This is a genomic window from Stenotrophomonas sp. 59, from assembly GCF_030291095.1.
Classification (GTDB): Bacteria; Pseudomonadota; Gammaproteobacteria; order Xanthomonadales; family Xanthomonadaceae; genus Stenotrophomonas; species Stenotrophomonas maltophilia_Q.
In genome coordinates this window covers 808,551-824,640 of the sequence record NZ_CP127408.1, presented here as the reverse complement: position 1 = coordinate 824,640, position 16,090 = coordinate 808,551, and the positions used below count along the sequence as shown (strand labels likewise).

The following is a 16,090-nucleotide window of genomic DNA, read 5'->3' as shown; positions in this document are numbered from 1 at the left end:
CAATTGTAAAGGCGAGCCCATGCTCGGCTGCCTCTGGAACAGCCGAGCGTAGGCTCGGCTCTACAGATCCGCAGCCGAGCATGGGCTCGGCTCTACAAAAGCTGGAATCCGTTCAGGTTCTGCCAGAGGGCATAAGGAGGGGCTATCAGCCCTCTTCACGCGTTCAGGACGATTTTCCTTGTCACACAGGCAGTTGCAGGATGGGAGCGGCAAGGTTCAGTGCCTGCTCACGACCTTTTGATAGACTCCATCTATCAAATAGATGCAATCAATGGATTGTTCTTATCGCCAGTGAGTCGGTAACCTAGCTCCTGTCGATTCACCCACTCCCCTTCACCAGAGGAAAAATGATGTCCCTCATCAACACCCAGATCCAGCCGTTCGAAGCCAACGCTTACCACAATGGCGAGTTCATCAAGGTTTCCGACAACAGCCTGAAGGGCCAGTGGTCCGTCCTGATCTTCATGCCGGCCGCCTTCACCTTCAACTGCCCGACCGAGATCGAAGACGCGGCTGACCATTACGCCGAGTTCAAGAAGGCTGGCGCCGAGGTCTACATCGTCACCACCGACACCCACTTCTCGCACAAGGTGTGGCACGAAACCTCGCCGGCTGTCGGCAAGGCCCAGTTCCCGCTGGTCGGCGACCCGACCCACCAGCTGACCCGCGCCTTCGGCGTGCACATTGAAGAAGAAGGCCTGGCCCTGCGCGGCACCTTCATCATCAACCCGGAAGGCGTGATCAAGACCCTGGAGATCCACTCCAACGAGATCGCCCGTGACGTCGCCGAGACCCTGCGCAAGCTGAAGGCTGCCCAGTTCACCGCCGCCAACCCGAACCAGGTGTGCCCGGCCAAGTGGAAGGAAGGCGAGAAGACCCTGACCCCGTCGCTGGACCTGGTCGGCAAGATCTAAAGCAGTACCGGCCTGCCGTGGCCCCACGCCACGGCGCGCCCTTCATCCCCGTGCCGGTCCCCCCGCCGGCGTGGGGGTGAACCCAAGACAGCCAACGCGCGCCAGCCTTGGCCAGCCAGCCCCTTCCACGGTCGCTGTCTTGGGTTCACCCCTACCCCCTGCTGGTCCGCTACCTTCTACAGCGGTGCCACGCCCCCTGTTTGCCTGAAGCCAGGAGATGACCCGATGTTGGACGCCAACCTGCAGTCGCAGCTGAAGACCTATCTGGAGCGCGTGACCCGCCCGATCCAGATCACCGCGCACGCCGACGACGGCGCCAAGTCGCAGGAAATGCTGGAACTGCTGCAGACCCTGGAAAGCCTGTCAGACAAGATCTCGCTGCAGGTGCTGCGCGATGGTCAGGGCCGCGTGCCCTCGTTCGACCTGGGCACGCCGGGCCAGGATATCCACCTGACCTTCGCCGGCCTGCCGATGGGCCACGAGTTCACCTCGCTGGTGCTGGCCCTGCTGCAGGTGGGCGGCCACCCGTCCAAGGCCACCGCCGAGCTGATCGAGCAGGTGCAGAACCTGGAAGGCGACTACAGGTTTGAAACCTATTTCTCGCTGTCCTGCCAGAACTGCCCGGACGTGGTGCAGGCACTGAACCTGGCCGCGGTACTCAACCCGCGCATCCAGCACGTGGCCATCGACGGCGCCCTGTTCCAGGACGAAGTCGAGAAGCGCGAGATCATGTCGGTGCCGACCGTGTACCTCAACGGTGAAGTGTTCGACCAGGGCCGCATGACCCTGGAACAGATCGTGGCCAAGCTGGACACCAATGCCAGCAAGCGCGATGCCGAGAAGATCGCCGCCAAGGACGCCTTCGACGTGCTGGTGGTGGGCGGTGGCCCGGCCGGCGCTGCAGCGGCGATCTACGCCGCACGCAAGGGCATCCGTACCGGCATCGCCGCCGAGCGTTTCGGTGGCCAGGTACTGGACACCATGGCGATCGAGAACTTCATTTCGGTGAAGGAGACCGAGGGCCCGAAGCTGGCCATGGCGCTGGAACAGCACGTGCGCGAGTACGAGGTGGACATCATGAACCTGCAGCGCGCCAGTGCGCTGGTGCCGGCCGGTGAAGACGGCCTGGTGCAGGTGCAGCTGGAGAACGGCGCGGTGCTGAAGTCGCGTTCGGTGATCCTGTCCACCGGCGCGCGCTGGCGGCAGATGAACGTGCCGGGCGAGGACCAGTACCGCAACAAGGGCGTGGCGTACTGCCCGCACTGCGACGGCCCGCTGTTCAAGGGCAAGCGCGTGGCGGTGATCGGCGGCGGCAACTCCGGCGTGGAAGCGGCCATCGACCTGGCCGGCATCGTGTCGCATGTGACCCTGCTGGAGTTCGATTCCAGCCTGCGCGCCGATGAAGTGCTGCAGAAGAAGCTGCGCAGCCTCGGCAATGTCACCGTGCTGACCAGCGCGCAGACCACCGAGGTACTGGGCGATGGCAGCCGCGTTACCGGCCTGGTCTACAAGGACCGCGTCGGCGGCGACGCCCACCGCGTCGAGCTGGAGGGCATCTTCGTGCAGATCGGCCTGCTGCCGAACACCGAATGGCTGAAGGACACCGTGGCGCTGTCGCCGCGTGGCGAGATCGTCATCGACGACCGTGGCCAGACCAACCTGCCGGGTGTGTTCGCCGCCGGCGATTGCACGACAGTACCCTACAAGCAGATCATCATTGCCATGGGCGCCGGCTCGACCGCCGCACTGAGCGCGTTCGACCACCTGATCCGCTCGTCGGTAAGCAACAGCAGCGGTGCCGTTGCTGAAGCGGCCTGATCCACCGTTCCCAGATCACCGGGAACTTTGTCTGCCTGTCGGGTAACCACGCCGTCAGCCGGTCCGTTACCCTTGGGGTGTAAGGATGAACCTACGTGATCTGAAGTACCTGGTAGCCCTGGCCGACCACAAGCATTTCGGCCGGGCTGCTGCCTCCTGCTTCGTCAGCCAGCCCACGCTGTCGACGCAGATCCGCAAGCTGGAAGAAGAACTGGGCCTGCCGCTGGTGGAACGCGCACCGCGCAAGGTGATGCTGACCCCGGCCGGGCAGGAAGCGGCGGCGCGGGCGCGGGTGATCGTGTCCGAAGTGGAACAACTGAAGGAAGCGGCGCGACGCAGCCGCGACCCGGAAGCCGGTACGGTGCGCCTGGGGATCTTCCCGACCCTGGGCCCCTACCTGTTGCCGCATGTGATCCCGCGCATCCGCGAGCGCTTCCCGGAGCTGGAACTGCTGCTGGTCGAGGAAAAGAGCGACGTGCTGCTGGACCGCCTGCGCGAAGGCAAGCTCGACGCTGCATTGTTGGCCCTGCCGGTGATCGACGACCAGCTGCATGCCGAGTTCCTGTTCGAGGAACCGTTCCTGCTGGCCGTGTCCGGGCGCCACCCGCTGGCCCGTCGCGAACACCTGGACGTGCAGGAACTGGCCACGCAGAAGCTGCTGCTGCTGGAGGACGGGCATTGCCTGCGCGATCAGGCGCTGGAAGTGTGCCGCCTGTTCGGCGCCAACGAGAAGTCCGAGTTCCGCGCCACCAGCCTGGAAACCCTGCGGCAGATGGTCGCCGCCGACGTCGGCATCACCCTGCTGCCCAGCCTGTCGGTGCAGCCGCCGGTGCCGCGCTCGAACAACATCCGCCTGCTCGACTTCACCGGCGAGGGCCGTCCCAGCCGCCGCATCGCCATGATCTGGCGCCGCAGCTCGGCCATGAACGACTTCCTGATGGAGCTGGCCGACCAGTTCAAGCGCCTGCCGCAGGCGCTGTTCACCCTTGATGCGGTGAATGCCACCGGCGAAGCGGCCGCTCTGCCCGGCCCCGCGCTGAACGGCTGATCCCCCGCAGCATCGGCCCGGAATCGGCAGGAGTCGATTCCGGCCGCATTTGTCCCCACAATACAGACAGGCGGCGCCAGCAGGTGCCGCCTTTTGCATGGCTTTCAACCAAGGAGCTTCACCATGAACACCGCCAGCGGCCTGCCGCCGTCGATCACCGTTTCCACCTTCGACATGGACCGCCTGGACGCCATGCTCGAATCCCCTGCGCTGAGCCAGACGCCTGCCGCGCTCGCGCTTGCTGAAGAGCTCAACCGGGCCACCGTGCTGGCACCGGACCAGATTCCCGAAGGCATCGTCATGATGCATTCGCGCGTGGAGTGCGAAGATGAAGTGTCGGGCGAGAAGCACGTCCTGACCCTGGTCTTCCCCCGCGAAGCCAACGTCGACGAAGGCAAGGTTTCCGTGCTGGCCCCGGTCGGCAGTGCCCTGCTCGGCCTGGCCATCGGCCAGAGCATCGACTGGAATGCGCCCGGCGGCCGCAAGCTGCGCCTGCGCGTGACCGCGGTCCACAACGACCGCCCCTGATTACCGCTGCGCACCGCGCGCGATTCGATCCCCCCGCACCAGGAGCCGTAATGAGTACCCCGTCCAAACTGTCCCAGCTGCGCGAACTGTCCGTGGTCGTTGCCGATACCGGTGACTACGACGCCATCAAGCGCCTGCAGCCGGTGGACTGCACCACCAACCCGACCCTGGTGAAGAAGGCGCTGGACCTGCCGGTCTACGCAGAGCTGATCGAACGCGAACTGGCCTGGGGCCGGCAGCAGACGGGCGACCGCGAAGCTGTGGTGCACGCCGTGGCCGACCGCCTGACCATCGGCGTCGGTGCGCTGCTGAGCACGCTGGTGCCGGGCCGCGTGTCCACCGAAGTGGATGCCGACCAGGCCCACGACACCGCCGCCACCGTGGCCAAGGCCCGCCAGTTCATCCAGATGTACGCCGATGCCGGCGTGCCGCGCGAGAAGATCCTGATCAAGATCGCCGCGACCTGGGAAGGCGTGGAGGCGGCGCGCATCCTGCAGGCCGAAGGCATCGACTGCAACCTGACCCTGATCTTCAACCCGACCCAGGCGCTGGCCTGCAGCGAAGCCGGCGCGTTCCTGATCTCGCCGTTCGTCGGCCGCATTCTCGATTGGTACGTGGCCAACGGCCAGGCCCCGGCCACCATCGACGAAGACCCGGGCGTGAAGTTCGTGCGTGGCGTGTATGCCGAGTTCAAGCGCCGCGGTTCGCCGACCGTGGTGATGGGTGCCTCGTTCCGTTCGACCGCGCAGATCGAAGCGCTGGCCGGTTGCGACCGCCTGACGATTTCGCCGGACCTGCTGGAGAAGCTGGACGCCGACCACGGCGAGCTGCCGCGCAAGCTGGTGGCCGGTGCGGCCGACGGCGTGGCGGTGACCCCGATCGACGCAGCGACGTTCGCCGCCGACCTGGCCGCCGATCCGATGGCCACCGAGAAGCTGGCGACGGGTATCGATGCGTTTGCCAAGGATCTGCAGGCGCTGCGCGAGCGGATTCGTTCGGAACTGTGATTCCGGCCAACGGCTGAGCCCCTCGTGGCGGGGGGCTGGGTCGCGAAATGCGGGTCATGCGTTTGGCAGGGTGGATAGGCCGTGCAGGGGACGCTGCAAGTACGTCCATGTAAGCTCGGTCGCCGCATCCATGCGGCTCACGCCCCTGCACAGCCTACCCACCCTGCCTTCGACAGTTTCCTGTGGCCGCCCGCCACGGAAGAAAGAAAGAAGAGCAACAGCGGGTCGCGCGCTTCGCTTGCTCGCAGCCGAGCATGGCTCGGCTCTACAAGGGCAATGCAGGACCAAAGAAAAAGGACGCGGCGAAAGCCGCGTCCTTTTTCTATTCCATCAATTCGTCAGTAACCCATGCTCTTGCTCACCGTCACCGGGAAACTGCCGGGGGTGGGGCGGTATGGGTTGGCAGGACCGTTGGCGCCATGGATGGCGCCATCGAGCCCCCAGGGGTGAGGGCGCTTTGCTTGCGAAGCACTGCTTCGCAAGCGCCCGAACGCACAGCCGCCAGCGGCTGGGCCGGACCGCGGAGCGGGGTTTACGGCGTGTCCTGCCAACCCACACCGCCCCACCCAACCAGCAGAAAACCAGAGCCGCTTTGGCTTTCAGCCGACTAACTGTGATCTCTCTGTAGGTTGTTCATCCGGGACATCTTTGGAAAATGGTGGTTACCACACCTCTCCAGACCCCAAAGAGCCCGGATGAACCCCCATAAAAATGCCCGTTTGACCGTCCATAGTCGAGCACTTCTTGTTCGCCGCATCCTCCACGAGGGCCTGCGCCCAGAGGAAGCAGCCCAAGCATGCGGCGTAAGTGTGCGTACGGCCTACAAATGGCTGGCCCGATTCCGGGAATTGGGGGTGTCAGGACTGGAAAACCGCAGCTCACGCCCTCACCGGACACCACATGCCACATCTGCACCGGTGGTCGAGCAGATCAAGGAGTGTCGCCGTAAACGGCAGACCTATCTGACCATCTCCAAAGCCTTGGGGATCGGCCACAGCACCATTTCCAGGCTGATGCGCGCCCACGGCCTCAATCGTTTGTGCCGGCTGGATCCGCCTAAGGAGGTCATCCGATACGAATACGATCAGCCCGGAGGGCTGCTACACCTGGACATCAAGAAGCTGGGCAACTTCCAGCGGCCGGGCCATAGAACCGACGCCAAGCGCCGAGGAAATGCCGGTGGCGGAGGCTGGGGCTACGTGCACGTGGCTATCGACGATCACTCCCGCATCGCCTACAGCAGCGTTCACCCCGACGAACAAAAGGACACGGCCTGCCAAGCACTGCTTGGTGCCTTGGAGTACTACGCCAGCCTGGGAATCACCTTCAAACGAATTCTGACCGACAACGGGGCGTGCTATCGCTCCACTGCATTCGCCAAGCTACTTAAGTCCCTTGGGATCAAGCACATGCGGACCAAACCGTACACCCCGCGCACCAACGGCAAAGCGGAGCGCTTCATCCAAACCAGCCTGCGTGAATGGGCCTACGCCCGCGAATACGCCTCCTCGGACCAGCGCAATTCCGTGCTGACCCAATGGCTGCACCACTACAACTGGCACCGCCCTCACATGGGGATCGGTGGTCAGCCACCTATTTCCAGAGTCCTGCTGAACAACGTGGTGGGTTTACACAACTAACAGTCGGCTCTACCAGGCGGCCGTACAAGCCCGCCGCAGGCGGACCACCGCGCGTCAGCGCGGCGCTTCCACATCCAGCCCGATCGGGCAGCTCACGCCGGTGCCGCCGATGCCGCAGTAGCCGTTCGGGTTCTTCGCCAGGTACTGCTGGTGGTAATCCTCGGCGTAGTAATACTCAGGCGCCGGATGCACGATCTCGGTGGTGATCGGGCCGTAACCGGCGGCGTCCAGCTGCGCCTGGTAGGCCTCGCGGCTGGCCAGCGCTGCCGCGTACTGCGCCTCGTCGGTGGCGTGGATCGCCGAGCGGTACTGGGTGCCGGTGTCGTTGCCCTGGCGCATGCCCTGGGTCGGATCATGGCTCTCCCAGAACAGCTGCAGCAGCCGCTCCAGGCTCACCACCGCCGGATCGAACACCACCTGCACCACTTCAGTGTGGCCGGTCAGGCCCGAGCAGACCTCTTCATAGGTCGGGTTCGGGGTAATGCCGCCGGCATAGCCGACCGAGGTGCTGTACACGCCCGGTTCGGTCCAGAACTTGCGCTCGGCGCCCCAGAAGCAGCCCAGCGCGAAACGGATCTGCTGCAGGCCGGCGAAGCGGTCCTTCAGCGGATGGCTGTTCACGAAGTGCTGGTTGCTGTGCAGCGGCAACGGCTGCTCGCGTCCCGGCAGCGCCTCTTCCGCGCGCGGCAGGCGCTGCTTGAAGGCGCCGATGCCAAGAATGCCCTGGCCAATTCCCAACATGATGCGCTCCTACGCCGGCAGGCCGGCTATGTCGTCTGCATCCGAAATGGGGTCGGACGGGGCTTGGCCCAAGTCCAGCGCGGCGACGATGTCCTCGGCCTGCGGGCGTGCCGCATCCGGGATGCCGACCCGCAGCACGCCAAACAGCGGCAGCTCACCCATGCCACCCAGCAGCGACTCGCCGAACACGAAGGCCGGGATGCCGGCATCTTCCAGCGCGTGCTTGACCAGGTGGGCGTCGAACAGGTTGTCGGCCTTGTACACGATGTGCATGCGGCGGCTCCGTGGGACAGGGGTCCAGCATACGCCCGCCCCGTCCCGGTAGCGCCGGGCCATGCCCGGCGGATTGCCGCCGCGCTCGCCGGACGCGGCCCGGCGCTACCGACCCGGACCGGGCAGCCCTGCCCGGTACGCGCTAGACTGTTGGTCTTTCTGCCCTTTTTCGCCCCAGACTCATGTCCGAGCACACCCCCGCCAGCCCCGAGACCCCCGCCGACAGCCACGAGAAGCGCGATTTCATCCGCCAGATCGTGCGCGAGGACCTGGCCAGCGGAAAGCACCAGGCGATCAAGACCCGCTTCCCGCCCGAGCCGAACGGCTACCTGCACATCGGCCATGCCAAGTCGATCTGCCTGAACTTCGGCATCGCCGGTGAGTTCAGCGGCGTCTGCAACCTGCGTTTCGACGACACCAACCCGGCCAAGGAAGACCCGGAATACGTGGCCGCGATCCAGGACGACGTGCGCTGGCTGGGCTTCGAGTGGAACGAGCTGCGCCACGCCTCGGACTACTTCCAGACCTATTACCTGGCCGCCGAGAAGCTGATCGAACAGGGCAAGGCCTATGTCTGCGACCTGTCGGCCGAGGAAGTGCGCGCCTACCGCGGCACCCTGACCGAACCGGGCCGTCCGTCGCCGTGGCGCGACCGCAGCGTCGAGGAAAACCTCGACCTGTTCCGCCGCATGCGCGCCGGTGAATTCCCGGATGGCGCGCGCACCCTGCGCGCCAAGATCGACATGGCCAGCGGCAACATCAACCTGCGCGATCCAGCGCTGTACCGCATCAAGCACGTCGAGCACCAGAACACCGGCAACGCGTGGCCGATCTACCCGATGTACGACTTCGCCCACGCCCTGGGTGATTCGATCGAGGGCATCACCCACTCGCTGTGCACGCTGGAGTTCGAAGACCACCGCCCGCTGTACGACTGGTGCGTGGACAACGTCGATTTCGCCCATGACGACGCGCTGACCCAGCCGCTGGTCGACGCCGGCCTGCCGCGCGAAGCCGCCAAGCCGCGCCAGATCGAGTTCTCGCGCCTGAACATCAACTACACCGTGATGAGCAAGCGCAAGCTGATGGCGCTGGTCACCGAACAGCTGGTGGACGGCTGGGAAGACCCGCGCATGCCGACCCTGCAGGGCCTGCGCCGCCGTGGCTACACCCCGGCCGCGATGCGCCTGTTCGCCGAGCGCGTCGGTATCAGCAAGCAGAATTCGCTGATCGACTTCAGCGTGCTGGAAGGCGCGCTGCGCGAAGACCTGGACAGCGCCGCACCGCGCCGCATGGCGGTGGTCGATCCGGTCAAGCTGGTGCTGAGCAACCTGCCGGAAGGCCACGAAGAGCAGCTGACCTTCAGCAACCACCCGAAGGACGAGAGCTTCGGCAGCCGCCAGGTGCCGTTCGCGCGCGAGGTGTGGATCGACCGCGAGGACTTCGCCGAAGTGCCGCCGAAGGGCTGGAAGCGCCTGGTCCCGGGTGGCGAAGTGCGCCTGCGCGGCGCCGGCATCATCCGCTGCGACGAAGTGATCAAGGATGCCGACGGCACCATCACCGAGCTGCGCGGCTGGCTGGATCCGGAATCGCGTCCGGGCATGGAAGGCGCCAACCGCAAGGTCAAGGGCACCATCCACTGGGTCAGCGCCGTGCACGGCGTGCCGGCCGAGATCCGCCTGTACGACCGCCTGTTCTCGGTGCCGAACCCGGACGACGAATCGGAAGGCAAGACCTACCGCGATTACCTCAACCCGGAATCGCGCCGCACCGTCACCGGCTATGTCGAGCCGGCCGCGGCCAGCGCTGCACCGGAGCAGTCGTTCCAGTTCGAACGTACCGGCTACTTCGTTGCCGACCGCCGCGACCACACCGAGGCCAAGCCGGTGTTCAACCGCAGCGTGACCCTGCGCGACACCTGGTCGGCCTGAGGACCTGCGCGGGCGCCAACACGGCGCCCGCGCGACCGCGACGATGATCACCGCCCTGTCCGCCCTGCTCTGGTTCATCTCGCAGCATCCGCTGCTGACGTTCTTTGCAGCGATGGTGCTGGCCGGGCTGGTCTCATGGTGGCGGCGTTCGCCGGTCTACGCCATCGTGGTGTTTCCGCTGGCGGCGCTCAACATCTTCCTCGGAAGCTTCCTCAACGCCACCTTCCTCAATGCGGTGGGCGAGCGCGGTGAAGCGGTGATCGTAAAGGCCGAGGAAACCAATTCCACGCTCAACGAACAGTACATCTGGCGTTACGAAGCGGTATTGCGCACCGCCGAGGGCCGCGACGTGGAGGTGGTGTTCCATACCAACACCGCCTCGCTGTGGCCGCTGGAGAACGCGATCCGCATCCCGGCGCGGGACCAGCCGTTCGTGGTGAAGTACACCCCGGGCTTCCCGCGCAACTTCGTCATCCTCACCAACGAATCACCGCACGGCATCGCGCAGGCCCGTGCCAGCGCGCGCGAGCGGGTGGAGGTCGCGGCACGCAAGCTGCACTTCAGCCCGGGCAATGCCGACTTCCGCGCGGACTATCGCCGCGAGCTGGATACCTGGCTGCGTGATCATGGCAACGATCCGCAGCAGCAGTCCGACGCACGGCGATATCGCGCAGAACGCGAAGCACTCGATCACTAGCACCAGGCCCGGCCTGGATGCTCCACCCGATCCATCCACAGGCCTGACATGACCACGACGTCCACCGCCCTCCTCCCGCTGCTGCAGCAGGTCCTGCAGGACGCCGGCATCACCAGCCGCGTCGACGGTGGCGCACTGCTGCTGGACAGCGGACTGCGCCTGACCCCTCACGCAATGGCCGCGCACGCACGCGACAACGGCGGCTGGCAGACCTCCACGGTCATCGAGGCACAGCACCCCATCCTGTTCGCTGATGGCCTGTTCGAGTACCAGCACGCCAACGGTGCCGATGAGCAGGCCTCGCTGCAGTCCGGCTTCCAGACCTGGGTGCGGGTGGACCTGGCAACGCTGCAGACTGCAGTGGGCGCCGACGACGCACAGGGCCTGCCGATGATGGGCCTGACCTACCCGACCGGCGATGACGGCGAGGAACACGAGCGCACCGTGGTGCTGGGTCCGCTGGCGCACTACCGCGCGCAGGAGGTGGACGCCAGCACGTGCAGTGAGGACGACCACGGTTCCTGCCCCTGTTGCCTGTTCACCAGGAGCATGGACGCCTTCGACGACCTTCTGAAGGCGCGTCAGTTCCTGGCCATCCGCCTGTTCGCCTCGCGCGATGCCGATGGCCTGTGCGAGGCCGATTGCCGGGTCAATGGCCACGACTTCGCTCCTGCCCTGCCATTGCTGCGCGCGTATGCCGCCAGTTGGCCGCAGGCGGGGTTGGAGTTCCGCAAGCAGTACGTGGTGATCCGCACCGGCGCGCCGGGCTGACCCGCGCCCACACCCGATACAGGCCGGTGCGGCTACACTGCGCGCCGGTTTCCCAAGCAACCGCACTTTTTCCCATCCCACACGAGGCACCCCCGCGATGCTGTACGCGCAAGTCCACCTGACCCTTCCCGCCTGGATCCACGACCAGATCGACCTGGATCGTCGATATCCGGGCGATGAGGCCAAGGTCGCGCTGGCGATCGAGCTGTCGCGGCTGAACGTCGAGCACGCCAGTGGCGGCCCGTTCGGTGCCGTGGTGTTCGGCCCGGATGACAAGGTCATCGCCGCCGGCGTGAACCGGGTGATGCCGCACGCGACCTCGCTGGCGCACGCCGAGAACATGGCCTACATGCTGGCCCAGCAGCGCCTGCAGACCCCGCGCCTGAACGCGGTGCTGTCGCCGGTCACCCTGGCCACCAGCTCGCAGCCGTGCTGCCAGTGCTACGGCGCCACGGTGTGGGCCGGCATCGACCGCCTGCTGATCGGTGCCAACTCGGCCGACGTCGAGGAACTGACCCCGTTCGACGAAGGCCCGCTGCCGGCCGACTGGGTGGGCGAACTCAACAAGCGCGGCATCGAAGTGGTGCAGGGCCTGAACCGCGACGCCGCACGCAGCGTGCTGCGCGCCTATGGGGAAAGCGATGGCGCCCGTTACTGAGGCCGGCACCGGCCTGCTGTGCCTGTGCCGGCAGGGCTTCGAGCCCGAGCTGGCCGGCGAACTGCAGTTCCGCGCCGGTGAAGCCGGTTTCGCCGGCTACGCGCGCACACAGCGCAATGATGGCTACGTGCTGTTCATGTGCGACGAAGCCGCCGCGCTGGCGCCCCGCCTGCGCTGGCGCGAGCTGATCTTCGCGCGGCAGAAGCTGGTGGTACTGGCCGAACTGCCGCAGCTGGACCCGGCCGACCGCATCACCCCGATGCTGGAGGTGCTGGCCGATGCGCCGCGCTTCGGTGACCTGTGGGTGGAACACCCGGACTCGGACGCCGGCAAGCCGCTGTCCGGCCTGGCCCGCGCCTTCGGCAACGCGCTGCGCCCGGCGCTGCGCAAGGCCGGCAAGCTGACCGACAAGCCGAACAATCGCCTGCCGCGCCTGCACGTGGTGTTCGTCGACGGCACCCACGCCTTCGTCTGCGTGGCCGACCCGGCCGACAGCGCGCCGTGGGCCTTGGGCATTCCGCGCCTGAAGCTGCTGCCCGAAGCGCCCTCGCGTTCGGCGCTGAAGCTGGACGAAGCATTGCTGACCCTGCTGACGCCGGAAGAACGCGAGACGCTGGCCAGGCCCGGCATGCGTGCGGCCGACCTTGGCGCCGCCCCCGGCGGCTGGACCTGGGTGCTGACCCGCCAGCACATGCACGTGCTGAGCATCGACAACGGCCCGCTGCGCCAGCACGTGCTGGACACCGGACTGGTCGAGCACCTGCGCGCCGATGGTTTCCACTGGCATCCCGAGCAACCGCTGGACTGGATGGTCTGCGACATGGTCGAGCAGCCGCGCCGCGTGGCCGAGCGCATGGCCACCTGGTTCCGCGAAGGCTGGTGCCGGCACGCGATCTTCAACCTGAAGCTGCCGATGAAGAAGCGCTGGGACGAGACCCGGCTGTGCCTGGACCTGTTCCAGGACCAGGCCGGCAAGCCGCTGGTGGTACGCGCCAAGCAGCTGTACCACGACCGTGAGGAGATCACGGTACTGGCCTCGCCGCTGCGCTGACGCTGCGGTGTCCGCCGGGCATGGCCCGGCGCTACCAAGGAGGAAGAACCCATGCAAAGCCGTTCGATTGCACTGCTGGCCGTCCTGCTGATGACCACACCTGCGATGGCCCAGCAGTTGCCGCATACGCCCGCGCAGAGCCAACCACTGGGCCCGACCGGTGGTGCGATCCGCCAGCAGCCGCTGGATGCGGGCCGGGTCAGCGGCAGCGTGGAGATTGCACAGCCGGCCGGCGAGGCACAGGTGACGGTGCGTTCGCTGGAGCCCAGCAGCGTGGTAGGCCAGTACCGCATCCACTTCGCTGCGCTGGATGTGAACGGCGATGGTTTCATCAGCCGCGAGGAAGCACAGGCGAATCCAGCGCTGGCCGATGAGTTCAATTCGCTGGACCGCAAGCACCGCGGCAAGCTCGACCGTGCCGACCTGGCGGGTTGGCTGGTTGATTGATTCACTGCGGCGAGGTTCATCCACGCATGGCGTGGATCTACTGAACCAATCCAGAGCCCGCTTTCGGTAGGTGCCAACCTTGGTTGGCACCTACAAGAGCGGCGTCCCGTGGTTGGTAACACGCCAGCGATGCCCGCAGCGTCGTGCGGGTTGCGTTCCGGCTATACGCCGGCGGCGCGCTTCCAGAACGCCTGCACCAGCGGCGGCCATTTGCCCACGCAGCCCAGCGCGCGGCCGCGGGCCAGGGTCAGGTGCATTTCGTCGTTGGAGAACAGGCGGTTGATCGCGTCGAAGCTGTAGGCGGCGATGTGGTTGTCGCTGCGGCGTTCGCGCGCCCAGCGCTGCAGGCGCTGCGGCGACAGGCGCGGCTGGCCGCGGCGCTCTGCCGACGGCGCCAGCCACTGCTGTAGAGCGGCTACATCGCGCAGGCCCAGATTCACGCCCTGCCCGGCCAGCGGGTGCACCACATGCGCTGCGTCTCCCAATGCCAGCACACGGCCGGCTACGTAGTGGCGGGCCAGCTGGCGGCGCAACGGGAACGCCGCGCGCGGCGAGGCCAGGCGCAGTTCGCCCAGCCGCGCAGCGAAGGCGCGGGTCAATTCCCGGTTGAACGCCTCCTCGTCCAAGGCGAGCACGCGCGCAGCCTCGTCCTCCGGCAGGGTCCAGACGATCGAGCTGCGACGCTCGGCCACCGGCAGCAACGCCAACGGCCCGGTCGGCAGGAAGCGCTGCCAGGCCGTGGCCTGGTTCGGCAGTTCACTGTCGACATAGGCCACCACGCCACGCTGGTGGTAGTCATGCTTTTCCACCTCGATCCCGGCCAGCTGGCGCAGGGTCGATTCGGCACCGTCGGCGGCCACCGCCAACGACGCTTCGAGGCGACGACCGTCGTCCAGGCGCAGGCGCACGCCGTCCTCGTCCTGTTCCAGCGCTTCCACCCGTGCCGGGCAATGCAGCTGCACGCCCGCCGCGGGCAGCGCCGCCCACAGGCGGTCCTGCAGCAGTCCGTTCTCGACGATGTAGCCCAGCTCACGACGACCGAAGCGATCGGCGTCGAACAGCAGATCCTCGCCACCGGCCGCGTCCCACACCTGCATGCGCCGGTAGGGCCAGGCGCGGGCCTGCGCGATCGCCGGCCACACGCCCAGGCGGTTCAACAGCTGCACGTTGTCGGCGGCAAAGGCGAATACCCGCAGGTCCGGCTGCGCAGCCTGCCACGGCGCCGGTTCGCGGCCCTCCACCAGCGCGACCGACAGCCCGGCGTCGGCCAGCGCCAGCGCGCACGCGGCACCGACCACGCCACCGCCGACGATGGCCACATCCAATCGGGCGCGGCGGCTCATGCGGCTTCTCCGCGGCACAACCGCGGCACTTCGCCACGGAAGCCCATCGCGCCACCGACCAGCATCGACTGTACCGAAGCACGTTGTGCGGCCACCAGGCCGAGGCTACGCAGCGGCCGCATCAGCGGTGCCGGGTTGCTGGTCAGCCGCGCCAGGCCTCCGGAGAACGCCACGGTCTGCCGGCGGTCCTCCTCGCGGCGCGCGACATAGGCCTGCAGTAGTGCATCGCTGCCGGCATCATCGATGGAATCTTCCAGCAGCTCGGCCAGGGTCAGCGCATCGCGCAGGCCCAGGTTGAAGCCCTGTGCACCCAGCGGGTGGATGGTCTGCGCGGCATTGCCGAGCAGTACCGTGCGTTCACCGGCCAGCGCGCGCGACAGCACCTGGATGAGCGGATAAGCACTGCGTGGGCCGGATTCGAGCAGACGGCCGGCACGCCAGCCGATCGCGTCCTGCAGGCGCTGCAGCCAGGCCGCGTCGTCCAGCGCCATCACGGCATCGGCCTGGTCGCGTGCCACGCCATGCACGGTGCCGAAGTGGCGGTCACCCCGCGGCAGCAGCGCGGTCGGTCCGGTATCGGTGAAGCGCTCCCAGGCCGTGCCGTCCGGCGCGCGCTGGCTGCGCACGCGGGCCACGAACAGGGTCTGCTCGAAATCATGGCGGTCGACCTCGATGCCCAGTGCACCACGCACGCCACTGGTCGTGCCATCGGCACCCACCACCAGCCGTGCCAGCAGCACGCGCTCGCCGGCCTCGTCGGCCACCCGCACCTGGCGGTAGCCGTCGACCACTTCACCCAGGCCCAGGAACCGCATCGGCCGGTAACGGTGCAGCCGTGGCAGCTCCTGCAGGCGCGTTTCCAGCGCCTGGCCGAAGTCGCGGGCGACCACCACCTGGCCGAACCATGGTCGGTCGTAATCGGCCGCTTCAAGCTGCACACGGCCGAAATCGCCGGCGCGGCTGACGTGGATGCGCCGGATGGGGCCCGGCGCCATCGCCAGTTTCTGCATCACCCCCAGCGCGGTCAGCGCGTTGACGGTGGCTGCGGCGAAACTGAGGTTGCGCTGGTCGAACACCGCCGGCAGTTCGCCGGCCGGGCTGGCCTCGAGCAGGCCCACGTCGCGGCCGAGGCGGTCCAGGGCAATGGCCAGGCTGGCGCCGACCAGGCCACCACCGACAATCAGCACGTCATGTCGTTCACTCATGCGTTCATGATACGCGCT

General features: G+C 66.9%; 16 protein-coding genes. 12 read left to right on the top strand and 4 right to left on the bottom strand.

Annotated features, from left to right (window positions below; translation table 11 throughout):
* The first annotated feature begins 350 nt into the window (after window positions 1-350).
* From ahpC to QP552_RS03615, 6 genes are all read left to right on the top strand, one after another.
* Entirely contained in the window at window positions 351-914 is a 564-nt protein-coding gene (gene ahpC, locus QP552_RS03640; protein ID WP_014036055.1) for an alkyl hydroperoxide reductase subunit C, read from the top strand.
* Window positions 915-1,139: 225 nt separating this feature from the next.
* Entirely contained in the window at window positions 1,140-2,732 is a 1,593-nt protein-coding gene (ahpF, locus tag QP552_RS03635) for an alkyl hydroperoxide reductase subunit F (protein ID WP_286075025.1), read from the top strand.
* A gap of 85 nt (window positions 2,733-2,817) precedes the next feature.
* Window positions 2,818-3,780, top strand: coding sequence for a LysR substrate-binding domain-containing protein (locus QP552_RS03630; RefSeq protein WP_106550868.1), 963 nt, complete (start codon window positions 2,818-2,820; stop codon window positions 3,778-3,780).
* 123 nt (window positions 3,781-3,903) lie between these two features.
* Window positions 3,904-4,308: a nucleoside diphosphate kinase regulator gene (gene rnk / locus QP552_RS03625; protein WP_014036052.1), complete on the top strand. Its 405-nt coding sequence runs from the start codon at window positions 3,904-3,906 to the stop codon at window positions 4,306-4,308.
* A gap of 50 nt (window positions 4,309-4,358) precedes the next feature.
* Window positions 4,359-5,315, top strand: a complete 957-nt coding sequence (locus QP552_RS03620) for a transaldolase (RefSeq protein ID WP_111112385.1) — start codon at window positions 4,359-4,361, stop codon at window positions 5,313-5,315.
* A 695-nt stretch (window positions 5,316-6,010) separates the two neighbouring features.
* Window positions 6,011-6,955: an IS481 family transposase gene (locus tag QP552_RS03615; RefSeq protein WP_286074378.1), complete on the top strand. Its 945-nt coding sequence runs from the start codon at window positions 6,011-6,013 to the stop codon at window positions 6,953-6,955.
* A gap of 54 nt (window positions 6,956-7,009) precedes the next feature.
* Here the strand turns inward: QP552_RS03615 and msrA are convergent, their stop codons facing one another.
* Together msrA and QP552_RS03605 are read right to left on the bottom strand one after the other, a co-directional pair.
* A complete protein-coding gene (gene msrA / locus QP552_RS03610; protein WP_181453979.1) occupies window positions 7,010-7,675 on the bottom strand; it encodes a peptide-methionine (S)-S-oxide reductase MsrA in 666 nt (221 codons plus the stop codon).
* Between the two features lie 30 nt (window positions 7,676-7,705).
* Window positions 7,706-7,969, bottom strand: coding sequence for a DUF2007 domain-containing protein (locus QP552_RS03605; RefSeq protein ID WP_106550103.1), 264 nt, complete (start codon window positions 7,967-7,969; stop codon window positions 7,706-7,708).
* A 182-nt stretch (window positions 7,970-8,151) separates the two neighbouring features.
* Between QP552_RS03605 and QP552_RS03600 the strand changes: the two genes are divergently transcribed.
* The 6 genes from QP552_RS03600 to QP552_RS03575 all read left to right on the top strand — a co-directional run bounded on the left by QP552_RS03600 (window position 8,152) and on the right by QP552_RS03575 (window position 13,524).
* Window positions 8,152-9,900 (top strand): glutamine--tRNA ligase/YqeY domain fusion protein, encoded by a 1,749-nt coding sequence (locus QP552_RS03600; RefSeq protein WP_111112387.1) that lies wholly within the window; start codon window positions 8,152-8,154, stop codon window positions 9,898-9,900.
* Between the two features lie 43 nt (window positions 9,901-9,943).
* Window positions 9,944-10,597 carry a hypothetical protein gene (locus tag QP552_RS03595; protein ID WP_286075022.1) on the top strand — a complete coding sequence of 218 codons (654 nt, stop codon included), beginning with the start codon at window positions 9,944-9,946 and terminating at the stop codon, window positions 10,595-10,597.
* A gap of 48 nt (window positions 10,598-10,645) precedes the next feature.
* Window positions 10,646-11,368, top strand: coding sequence for a DUF6348 family protein (locus QP552_RS03590; protein WP_286075020.1), 723 nt, complete (start codon window positions 10,646-10,648; stop codon window positions 11,366-11,368).
* 97 nt (window positions 11,369-11,465) lie between these two features.
* Window positions 11,466-12,026, top strand: a complete 561-nt coding sequence (locus QP552_RS03585; protein ID WP_004154307.1) for a nucleoside deaminase — start codon at window positions 11,466-11,468, stop codon at window positions 12,024-12,026.
* Window positions 12,010-13,077, top strand: coding sequence for a 23S rRNA (cytidine(2498)-2'-O)-methyltransferase RlmM (gene rlmM, locus QP552_RS03580; RefSeq protein ID WP_286075018.1), 1,068 nt, complete (start codon window positions 12,010-12,012; stop codon window positions 13,075-13,077). The genes QP552_RS03585 and rlmM overlap by 17 nt, the downstream gene beginning before the upstream one ends.
* Window positions 13,078-13,128: 51 nt before the next feature.
* Complete coding sequence (locus QP552_RS03575) at window positions 13,129-13,524, top strand: EF-hand domain-containing protein (RefSeq protein ID WP_286075016.1); 396 nt, start codon at window positions 13,129-13,131, stop codon at window positions 13,522-13,524.
* Between the two features lie 161 nt (window positions 13,525-13,685).
* Here the strand turns inward: QP552_RS03575 and QP552_RS03570 are convergent, their stop codons facing one another.
* On the bottom strand, window positions 13,686-14,867 hold the full coding sequence (locus tag QP552_RS03570; protein ID WP_049428815.1) for a UbiH/UbiF family hydroxylase: 1,182 nt from the start codon (window positions 14,865-14,867) through the stop codon (window positions 13,686-13,688).
* Entirely contained in the window at window positions 14,864-16,072 is a 1,209-nt protein-coding gene (gene ubiH, locus QP552_RS03565; RefSeq protein ID WP_286075014.1) for a 2-octaprenyl-6-methoxyphenyl hydroxylase, read from the bottom strand. The genes QP552_RS03570 and ubiH overlap by 4 nt, the downstream gene beginning before the upstream one ends.
* Between the last annotated feature and the right edge of the window lie 18 nt (window positions 16,073-16,090).